The sequence below is a fragment of the Microcystis sp. M165S2 genome, from assembly GCF_020245885.1.
In the GTDB taxonomy this organism is placed as follows: Bacteria; Cyanobacteriota; Cyanobacteriia; order Cyanobacteriales; family Microcystaceae; genus Microcystis.
In genome coordinates this window covers 1-8,849 of record NZ_JADBTZ010000234.1, presented here as the reverse complement: position 1 = coordinate 8,849, position 8,849 = coordinate 1, and the positions used below count along the sequence as shown (strand labels likewise).

The window sequence follows — 8,849 nt, the reverse complement described above, 5'->3', positions numbered from 1 at the left end:
CGGACAAGCTTTTCTGAACGGAACCCCCTAAGCCGAGTTTTCAAGGTGCTGTCCGCCCACTTGGTTTTCGAGACGGTCTTTTTAATTCTAACGTAAAGCCAACCTAGAACGGCGGGGTTTCCCACCCAAAATTTTCGATGAAAGAATGCCGAGAAGACAATGCAGACTTAAAATCAGCCAAGTCGAATTTTCAGGGAAAAAATGCTCTATGATTAAGTCTAAAGATACTGTAAAACTGGTTTCATGCTCTCCGAGATTAAAAACATAGCCGAGAGTCTCGCACCCCGATTAGTGGAGATTCGCCGCCACATTCACGCGAATCCAGAGTTAAGTGGGCAAGAATATCAAACGGCCGCCTATATTGCCGGAGTTTTGTCTTCCTGTGGTCTATCGGTGCAGGAAGCGGTGGGAAAAACGGGAGTTAAGGGAGAATTGGCGGGAAAAGGCAGTGATCGGAGAATTTTAGCTATCCGCGCCGATATGGATGCCCTGCCGATCCAAGAAAGAACCGATTTAGACTTTGCTTCCCGTAAACCGGGGATTATGCACGCCTGCGGTCACGATGTTCATGCTACCGTCGGTTTAGGGGTGGCGATGGTGCTTTCCCGTCTCTCGGAACCTTTGGAGGGAAAAATACGCTTTCTCTTTCAACCAGCAGAGGAAATCGCCCAGGGGGCCAGTTGGATGATCCGGGAGGGGGTGATGCGGGATGTCAGCGCCGTTTTGGGGCTGCACGTTTTCCCCTCGATTCCGGCCCGATCGATCGGGGTTCGTTACGGGGCCTTAACTGCAGCTGCCGACGATCTGGAGATTTTTATTCAAGGGGAATCTGGCCACGGGGCCCGTCCCCACGAGGCGATCGATGCTATCTGGATCGCCTCGCAAGTAATCACCACTTTGCAACAGGCAATTAGTCGGACTCAGAACCCTTTGCGTCCCATTGTTCTCACCATCGGGCAGATTAGCGGTGGTCGCGCCCCCAACGTCATCGCCGATCAGGTACGCATGGCAGGAACCGTGCGATCGCTGCACCCAGAAACCCACGCCCATCTCCCGGAATGGATCGAGAGTTTGGTCACGAATGTCTGTAGCACATATAACGCTAAATGTCAAGTAAAATATCGTCGGGGCGTGCCATCGGTGCAAAATGACCAATTTTTAACCCGGTTAGTCGAAGAAGCCGGTTTAGAAGCTTGGGGACAGGATCGGGTGTTAATTCTCTCGGAACCCTCCATGGGGGCCGAGGATTTTTCCCTTTATTTGCAACAGGCCCCGGGGACAATGTTCCGTCTGGGAGTGGGTTCTCCTAATCTCCTTAATCCCCCCCTTCACCATCCGGAATTTTTAGTGGATGAGTCGGCAATTCTGACGGGAGTGATTACTTTAGCCTACGCGGCCTATAAATATTGGCAACGGCAAGATTAAACCGGTTTTTCAAGATAATTTTATGGAAATTTGGGAAGATTTAGCTATTATAGCTTGGACGGAATTGCTGCTGGATAGTTATGAACAATTAATCGGGCGATCGCTTTTGCCCTGGATCGGTACTGGCAAAGAACAGAGTAAAATGCTCTTTTATGCCCCTTTTGTGCTGGTTTCCCACGGTACACAAACTAATCCGATCTTCAATTATGGTAATCGCGGCGCCCTCGATCTCTGGGGTTTAACTTGGCCAGAATTATTAGCAACTCCTTCGCGAGCGACGGTAGAGGGAGAGGAAATCGCCCAAGAACGCCAAAAAATGCTGGATTTAGTCAAAAAACAGGGCTATATCAACGATTATCACGGGGTAAGGATCACGAAAAACGGTCAACTATTTCGCATTGAAAAAGCGATCGTTTGGAATATCATCGATCGTGATGGCATTTATTGCGGACAGGCTGCCACTTTTGCCGATTGGATTTTTCTCTGATTTATCAGCCAAATATGACCAACTCAGACCGAATTATTGTTCCTCTCGATGTGCCGGATTTAGAATCAGCGATCGCACTGCTCGATCTGTTGCCGGAAGTCAATTTTTGGAAAGTGGGACTAGAATTATTTGTCAGTAGCGGTACAGAAATTCTAGGGATTCTGCAAGAAAGACAAAAAAAGAGCTTTCTCGATCTAAAATTTCATGATATTCCCAATACGGTTGCCGGGGCCTGTCGTTCAGCTAGTCGCTATCAAGTGGATTTACTCACCCTCCACGCTACGGCCGGACGGCAAGCGCTGACGGCGGCGAAAGGGGCAATCTCTGACCTGCCATCCCCGCCAAAACTTCTCGCTATCACCGTTTTAACCAGCCTTAACGCCCGTGAATTAGCCCTCGACCTCAAAATTTCCCTAGAGCTATCGGAATATGCCTTAAATCTGGCATTATTGGGCAAGGAATCGGGAATTGATGGGGCGGTTTGTTCTCCCCAAGAAGTGGCGCAATTGCGGCGCGTCTGTGGAGAGGATTTTCTCTTAGTTTGTCCCGGAGTTCGTCCCTCCTGGTCAAGCAAAGGGGATCAAAGTCGGGTGATGACTCCGGCCCAAGCGCTTAAAGCTGGGGCTGATTATCTAGTAATTGGACGACCGATCACCGGTGCCGAGGAGCCAAAGGTAGCATGGGCAAAAATTTGTCAAGAATTAGCCGATATTTAGCTGTATTACTGGTTATTTTCGGGATTAACTTCCCAGCCGTTAGTCTTCCTCTTTCTAGCTGTCCGGAGGATTTAAATCTTTTAGTCGATCGCCTCTTGTCAGATTTACCCGGTTATGCTAACCGAGTTATTACCCGCTCCCAAATCGATCAAGAATTATCTACACCGGTTTTTGTGATTATTGCCGGTCGTCCCGAATTTGCACCCCTACCTTTAACTGCCAGTCAATATTCTGGTCAAATTGCCGATGACACTCAACAGGTTTTTTTTACGACTTTAGAGCGTCAGTATAGCAAAAATCGCTCTGTCACTCTCCAGAATTATCACTGGTTATTTTTAACTAAAACTGGGGAAGGATGGCGATTAGTGACGATTTACAGTCAACTAGCTTCCCTAGAACCCGCTCAAGTCCCCTTACCTCCCCTAGAAACCAGTCAAGGCACCATCGGCCAAGCGGTGCGTCTCTGGCTGCGGGACTGCGAAGCGGGGACATTGCGCTAAATTCGCTCGGCCAAAACAAAGCGATCGAAACCTGCTAGGTCGTTAATAATCTGAATTTGTCGATAATTGCCCTGATTTTCCAGCATTTGCGCTACTTTTTCCCCTTGACCGGCTCTCATTTCCACTAGCCAAAGGCCTCCCGATCGCAGATAATCGGGAGCAGTGGCCGCTAGATAGCGCAGCGCGGTCAATCCGTCTTCACCTCCATCCAAGGCCAAACGGGGTTCATGTTCCCGCACTTCAATTTGTAAGTCGAGAATTTCTGCACTGGGAATATAGGGAGGATTGGACACCATACCGCTAATCTGTCCTTTCCACTTCTCTAGGGGTGTCCACCAAGAACCCTGTTTTAAGATAATTCTGTCGGCAAAACCCGTATTGATGATATTCTCTTTGGCGATCGCTAAAGCCGTTTGACTGTAATCACTAGCATATATTTCTGCTTTTGTCAAGATACTGGCTAAACCAATCGCGATCGCACCGCTACCGGTTCCCAGATCTACCCAGATTCCCCCTTCTTCTCCTCTGACGGTTTCTGCAACAATATCGATTAATAACTCGGTTTCGGGACGAGGAATTAAGACTTCTGGGGAGACTTTGAGGGTAAAATTACGCCAGACCACCGATTCGAGCAAATACTGCAAGGGAACCCTTGCTTGAAGGCGTTTTTGCCAGCGTTTAGTAATTTCCGACCAAGAATAACTCAAAGGGATTTTTTCTCGTTCGCGAAAGGATTGTAAGCGCAGGGAAAGAGTATCTAAATCTGTCACTACTTGCAGAAAGATATCCACTTCTTTCGGAGATAGTTGCGCTTGCTGCAGATCGGCGATCGCCTGTTGACGCCATTGACTTAATTCTTGACCGGAAATACTAGCAGACACAAGGCTTAACGATTGGGTGCGGGGGGATTATTGGTATTATTATTAGGGCGTGGCTGATTTGCCGGGGGTTGGTTGGGAGCCTTTTGGTTGCTATTTGCCCGAATAAAATCAATCGTTTCTTGGCTAGGATAGAGGAGAATTTTAGTTAAAGCTTCATCGTTGCTTTGTTGTAGGGTGGCGATGACATTTTCTAAGGGAATAACATCAATTTTCACCGTGGCTGCTTCTGCGGGATTAGCTTTTTTATATTGTTCTACCATTTGCAAAGCGGCAGCTTTTTCAAAGAAGAAAGGAATAAAATCCTGATTATTGCGATTGATCACCAGAAAATTACTCTCTTTTCCTGCTTTCGGCACAAATAAAGGTACACCACCTTGATATTGTTGACCTCTTTCACTGAGCAGTTTTTTCGCTGATTCTACTTCCGACTCTTTGGGAACAAAATCGATAATTAGACGATTTTGATCGGTTTGACTGGTTTGCATTTTATAGACCTGTGCCAAAGAAACAGCCTGAACTTTAACTTTGCTGGCCACTTCAGGATTCTCTTTTTTCAGTCGTTCAAAAAAGTTTTGTGCGTCCTGCTGACTGATAAAAACTCCCGTGAATTTCTGTTCTTTTTCTCCCACGGCAATTAGGGGAACTCCTTGATCATCGGCAATAGCGAAGACAGGTACAGACTGCAAGGTTCTGACGATTTGTTCTTCCGGTAAAGCGAGTGCTTTAGAATAGCTTCCCAGCAGCGAAGTCAACATTGTCGTTCCTACTAAACCAAAAGTTGCCGTCCAACGAATGAGAGATTTCATCAAAATAATTACCTCGTTATTACTATTAACCAATATTTGTCGTTAATCTGAACTATATAGTCTATTTGACTCCTCCGATCAGGAGTTTTTTGATGAATAACAAGCCCCGAAAGTTCCCTTTATTGGCTTGCTTCTCAACCATCATAGCTAAAAAGCTCCATATTTGGTGAGATGTGGTCGCAGTGGCGGCCAGGAAACAGGGGCAATTTACGGGCTGATCTAGGAAATAATAGGGATTAATTGGAGTTTTTAAGCTATTTTTTCAAAAAAAATCGCTTTAGCTACGGTTTAAGCTTGCTTTTGCCTTAATAAGCACCAACTTCAGATCAAAAGGCATTCTCTTGTGTGAATCAGTTAGTCCCTTTGATCTTGCCACTACTAATGACGTTCCGAGAGATGGCGCGGATGGGCGATCGCTAACCGCAGCCATTGATAGGAAACTAGATTTAAAATCAGTCCGATAATCAATAAAATTGCCATGAGAGCGATTTGATACCAGGCGATCGGTCTGACCAAAAGATCGGCGATGAGATGGGCTAAATTCAAGACAGAATAGAGAATTGTCAGCCAGAAATGGGCCTTTCTCAAGGAGCGACTTTCGCTAAAATTGACCCCGATAATCGCTAACATTGGCAGCAAAAAAAAGAGCAACATTCCCCAGAAAATCGGATCGAGATTGCTGGTTTGATGACTCTCGACGATCGATTGACCATGGAAGAGCGGCATTAAACCCAGTTGGGTGTGAAATAGGGTTCCCAAGAGGAATGTTGTCCAGAGAGCGGCAATTTTTTCGGAATATTTCGCTGTTTTCACGGTAATTATCCTCTTAATCGGTTAATATAAAAGCCCAGGGTAAGTGAGAAAGTATTCTTAAATTTTTCTTAGTCACTTATCTATACATTCTAAAAAAAGTTTCTGTATTTAAAATTACTTTTTACAAAAAAACACAAAATAAGACCTCTGGCAAAAATCAAAAATCTTCCGTTAGGTGAGGAGTAAGGAGCCAGTAGTCAGGATTCAGAAGAATTAAGCATGAGCATTAATCAATTAAATGCTCTATTTAGGTATTTTATGCAATTTTATGCCTATTTTTATCACTTTTGAACTCTCAAAAATTAATTATGCAAGAACTCTATAGTTAGGGTTTGCTGAATAAATATAAAAACTTTGTTGGATAAGACTTTTAGACTTTTTTGACCTCAAAAAGTGCCGACCTTTGGAGTGATTTAGGGGAAAATTCCGGGACTTTTTCCCTGAAAATTAGGTAATTGACCACCTGAAAATCGATAAAACCCCACACCCTGCCCCCAGGAAAAACTTTTTCAGCAAACCCTAAATAGGCTAATATTGCTGCTTTATGTAGCTCGCTTAAGCATCGAAACTCGATTAAGTCAATCATGGCATCTAAACTATTCTCGATGCCATAATCGCCTATTGTTTCCTTAAGTTGATTACTCATGATAAAATTGCTAAATTGGTTTAACCGAATCCCCGATTTTAGGATTCTCAAATGTCTTTAGGTAATCGGATTCAATCGTAGCTTTATTTTCCTCTACGCTGATAACCCGTCCACTCCCCTTGAGAATTTCTAGATATTCCCATCGACCTTGAATTTTTTCCGTGGTTGGTTCGTACACTAACATTCGCCGTCCTACTTGGATGTTGTTTCGTTTTCCCCGGTTCATGACTAACTGATAGGGACTAATAATATCAATTATTTGAGCGGGGAAAGTACCTTTAGGCGATAATAATACTGTCATCGCTACACCCGTCAATAAGGAACCCAGTCATCGACATTAACTAACTTGCCATTGTCGAAAAAATATAATAGGACTTACGCATTGACAGAATTTTCGTAGTATGCCTTTGAACTTCAGACTATGGCTTCCAAGTTATTGAGGTCAAGGAAGTTGGATGCTAAATTATTGACAATAAAAGAGCGGATGACCTCAGTAAATAACTCCCTTTGTCAGGAATACCAATTTCGTAACAATAACCAGTTTTTTATCCTTTCCATATTGCCAAATTTCCGTATCACTTGGACTTCTACCTAAAACCGAAACATAAATGATCGATAAAGATGGAGTAAACAGGATTTTAGCTGGTAAATTTTCATCAAAGAAAAAACCATTCATGCAATTTTTCTGACTTCATAGTGATTCGCCATCAATCTTGCTGCAAATTGCATACAGGCATAAATATCTTCTCGATTCAGAGAGGGATATTCTTCAAGGACTTCTTCAATAGAATCCCCTGCTCCTAAAAATTCCATAACCGCTTGCACCGGAATTCGAGTTCCAGCTATAACAGGTCTTCCATTACAAATATCTGGATGGATATGGATCCGACTTTCCATTAAGGTTTTGTTACCTCCTTGATGATCTAAAGTAAGCTTATTATACCCTTTCATAGTAACAGGTGAGGATGTTGGGTTTCCTTAAAATTGATCGCTGCATCGGTAGGAATTGCATTAGGTAACGCACCCTACCAGAGCGGCACTAGGTTTTTGGAGTAGTGCCATTCTTTTGCTTGCTCCTCACGAAGACTGCCTTATTTTTTCGCTGAATCTCGAATAAGTCAATAGCCTCGAACAGGCCACTCAGCTTTGCATATCCGTAGTTGCGTGGGTCAAAAGATGCCTGATTTGCTATGTGTCCGCCAATCTCTGCCAAATTCGACCAACCATCATCGTCTAGAGTCCTAGAAACCGCGCCCCTCAATAAACTGATTAATTTGGTGTCTTGCTTCAACTCTTTACCAGTTTTCTTAACACTTGCAGAAACTTTGGAAGTCTCCTCAGAATTTACTGCTTGATCAATAGTTTCTAGGTATAAAAATGTTGAACACGCATAAACAAAAGGCAATGGCGTTTTCTTCTCGCCAAATCCATAGACTTTTAAGCCATTTGTCAAAATTCTCATCACTAAAGGAGTAAAGTCGCAATCACTCGACACGATTGCAAAAGCATCCAACTCTTGTGTATACAGCAAATCCATTGCATCAATAATCATTGCAGCATCGGTAGCATTTTTGCCCTTCGTATAGTCGAACTGTTGGACGGGGCGAATAGCGTATTCATGCAAACACTCCTCCCAGGCTTTCAGCGCAGGACTTTTCCAGTTTCCGTAAGCCTTACGAATATTGGCAACTCCATAGTTGGCAATTTCAGAGACGATCGCCTCAATTTTTGATGCAGGGGCGTTGTCTGCATCAATCAGCAGCGCAATTTTTGATTCTGATTGTCGCATATTGCTCCAGGGGTGCTGGTCACTTTAATTTTTGAACTCGAACAGACACTCTTCAAGTATGCCCCAGCTGATAGCCTAAGCCATCTAACTGTTGATTATGCAGAAACTTTCCGAATAACCAGAGTAAGGATATGGGGAAACTTTTGACATATCACCCCTTTTGTCGATTCCTGACAATCAGCCGAGATACAAATAGCTTTTATGCGACCATAGCACCAATTGTTCAATCTGACTGCATTTCGTAACAAAAATTTACAACTCTCTCATAACCGATCGCACTCCCGTCCGTCGCTGTGCATAGACGTTTTTTACTTGTAATCATTTGCTTGAATCAATGTTTAAGGAACGAACTCCACCAGATTGGCGTACTGTTACAGAGCATCCAAAACCAAAACTTTTAAATCTGGGACAGCAGCTAAACGGGCATCATTGGTCAAGAAAAACATAGCACCTTCTCCCATAGCAGTGGCAATCTGGATTGCGTCTGGAGTTCGCAAGTTTTGTCTTGCTCTTAACTGGGCGGCAACTTCGGCAATCTCAACGGAAATAGGTACTTTGACACTCCCCGCTCTAAAGAGACGGGGATTCTTGGTTCACAGAGATTACTTGCGAAAGACAGAATTGCTTCTGAAAAAGTAGAGGTATTCTCTCCCCAAGCGTTTATTGGATCGAGCCCAAAGGTTCCGGTATGCCCTACCGTACTTAGTCCCCTTTTAAGGATGTTGATTGCGGCGTTTTCATCCCTATCCAAAACACACCCACACTTGCACTGATGGGTTCTAGTCG

The 8,849-nt window shown here is 44.1% G+C and carries 13 protein-coding genes and 1 pseudogene; 4 read left to right on the top strand and 10 right to left on the bottom strand.

The features are described 5' to 3' along the window. The first annotated feature begins 243 nt into the window (after nt 1–243). The 4 genes from IM479_RS11995 to IM479_RS11980 are packed head-to-tail and all read left to right on the top strand — an operon-like array spanning nt 244 to nt 3,128. Nucleotides 244–1,425, top strand: coding sequence for a M20 family metallopeptidase (locus IM479_RS11995; protein WP_286823889.1), 1,182 nt, complete (start codon nt 244–246; stop codon nt 1,423–1,425). 22 nt (nt 1,426–1,447) lie between these two features. Beyond that, nucleotides 1,448–1,912 (top strand): MEKHLA domain-containing protein, encoded by a 465-nt coding sequence (locus IM479_RS11990; protein WP_287684546.1) that lies wholly within the window; start codon nt 1,448–1,450, stop codon nt 1,910–1,912. A gap of 14 nt (nt 1,913–1,926) precedes the next feature. Continuing rightward, on the top strand, nt 1,927–2,628 hold the full coding sequence (gene pyrF / locus IM479_RS11985; RefSeq protein ID WP_287684547.1) for an orotidine-5'-phosphate decarboxylase: 702 nt from the start codon (nt 1,927–1,929) through the stop codon (nt 2,626–2,628). Then, nucleotides 2,592–3,128, top strand: a complete 537-nt coding sequence (locus IM479_RS11980; RefSeq protein ID WP_286823892.1) for a hypothetical protein — start codon at nt 2,592–2,594, stop codon at nt 3,126–3,128. The genes pyrF and IM479_RS11980 overlap by 37 nt, the downstream gene beginning before the upstream one ends. On the opposite strand, the gene prmC is transcribed toward IM479_RS11980, so the two are convergent. From prmC to IM479_RS11935, 10 genes and pseudogenes are all read right to left on the bottom strand, one after another. Further along, entirely contained in the window at nt 3,125–4,009 is an 885-nt protein-coding gene (prmC, locus tag IM479_RS11975) for a peptide chain release factor N(5)-glutamine methyltransferase (RefSeq protein ID WP_287684548.1), read from the bottom strand. The two genes, IM479_RS11980 and prmC, sit on opposite strands and share 4 nt — an antisense overlap. Before the next feature lie 5 nt (nt 4,010–4,014). Next, entirely contained in the window at nt 4,015–4,815 is an 801-nt protein-coding gene (locus IM479_RS11970; RefSeq protein WP_287684549.1) for a Tic22 family protein, read from the bottom strand. Nucleotides 4,816–5,193: 378 nt separating this feature from the next. After that, nucleotides 5,194–5,628 carry a hypothetical protein gene (locus IM479_RS11965; protein WP_287684550.1) on the bottom strand — a complete coding sequence of 145 codons (435 nt, stop codon included), beginning with the start codon at nt 5,626–5,628 and terminating at the stop codon, nt 5,194–5,196. 370 nt (nt 5,629–5,998) lie between these two features. Then, on the bottom strand, nt 5,999–6,274 hold the full coding sequence (locus tag IM479_RS11960; RefSeq protein WP_287699426.1) for a hypothetical protein: 276 nt from the start codon (nt 6,272–6,274) through the stop codon (nt 5,999–6,001). A 10-nt stretch (nt 6,275–6,284) separates the two neighbouring features. After that, complete coding sequence (locus tag IM479_RS11955) at nt 6,285–6,575, bottom strand: hypothetical protein (RefSeq protein ID WP_287684552.1); 291 nt, start codon at nt 6,573–6,575, stop codon at nt 6,285–6,287. 189 nt (nt 6,576–6,764) lie between these two features. Continuing rightward, nucleotides 6,765–6,950 carry a DUF5615 family PIN-like protein gene (locus IM479_RS22650; RefSeq protein ID WP_353737554.1) on the bottom strand — a complete coding sequence of 62 codons (186 nt, stop codon included), beginning with the start codon at nt 6,948–6,950 and terminating at the stop codon, nt 6,765–6,767. Further along, nucleotides 6,947–7,171 (bottom strand): DUF433 domain-containing protein, encoded by a 225-nt coding sequence (locus IM479_RS11950; RefSeq protein ID WP_287684555.1) that lies wholly within the window; start codon nt 7,169–7,171, stop codon nt 6,947–6,949. The genes IM479_RS22650 and IM479_RS11950 overlap by 4 nt, the downstream gene beginning before the upstream one ends. 142 nt (nt 7,172–7,313) lie before the next feature. Next, on the bottom strand, nt 7,314–8,063 hold the full coding sequence (locus tag IM479_RS11945) for an NYN domain-containing protein (protein WP_287684553.1): 750 nt from the start codon (nt 8,061–8,063) through the stop codon (nt 7,314–7,316). Nucleotides 8,064–8,434: 371 nt separating this feature from the next. Continuing rightward, nucleotides 8,435–8,560, bottom strand: a complete 126-nt coding sequence (locus tag IM479_RS11940) for a PIN domain-containing protein (RefSeq protein WP_287684554.1) — start codon at nt 8,558–8,560, stop codon at nt 8,435–8,437. A gap of 73 nt (nt 8,561–8,633) precedes the next feature. Beyond that, nucleotides 8,634–8,849, bottom strand: a pseudogene (locus tag IM479_RS11935) (RNA-guided endonuclease TnpB family protein); the annotation flags it as partial.

Excerpts from the sequence above, each read along its gene's own strand:
- IM479_RS11980 (WP_286823892.1), top strand. The coding sequence starts at position 2,592 with ATGGGCAAAAATTTGTCAAGAATTAGCCGATATTTAGCTGTATTACTG.
- IM479_RS11990 (WP_287684546.1), top strand. The coding sequence starts at position 1,448 with ATGGAAATTTGGGAAGATTTAGCTATTATAGCTTGGACGGAATTGCTG.
- IM479_RS11955 (WP_287684552.1), bottom strand. The coding sequence starts at position 6,575 with ATGACAGTATTATTATCGCCTAAAGGTACTTTCCCCGCTCAAATAATT.
- IM479_RS22650 (WP_353737554.1), bottom strand. The coding sequence starts at position 6,950 with ATGAATGGTTTTTTCTTTGATGAAAATTTACCAGCTAAAATCCTGTTT.
- IM479_RS11960 (WP_287699426.1), bottom strand. The coding sequence starts at position 6,274 with ATGAGTAATCAACTTAAGGAAACAATAGGCGATTATGGCATCGAGAAT.
- IM479_RS11945 (WP_287684553.1), bottom strand. The coding sequence starts at position 8,063 with ATGCGACAATCAGAATCAAAAATTGCGCTGCTGATTGATGCAGACAAC.
- IM479_RS11950 (WP_287684555.1), bottom strand. The coding sequence starts at position 7,171 with ATGGAAAGTCGGATCCATATCCATCCAGATATTTGTAATGGAAGACCT.
- IM479_RS11995 (WP_286823889.1), top strand. The coding sequence starts at position 244 with ATGCTCTCCGAGATTAAAAACATAGCCGAGAGTCTCGCACCCCGATTA.
- IM479_RS11970 (WP_287684549.1), bottom strand. The coding sequence starts at position 4,815 with ATGAAATCTCTCATTCGTTGGACGGCAACTTTTGGTTTAGTAGGAACG.
- pyrF (WP_287684547.1), top strand. The coding sequence starts at position 1,927 with ATGACCAACTCAGACCGAATTATTGTTCCTCTCGATGTGCCGGATTTA.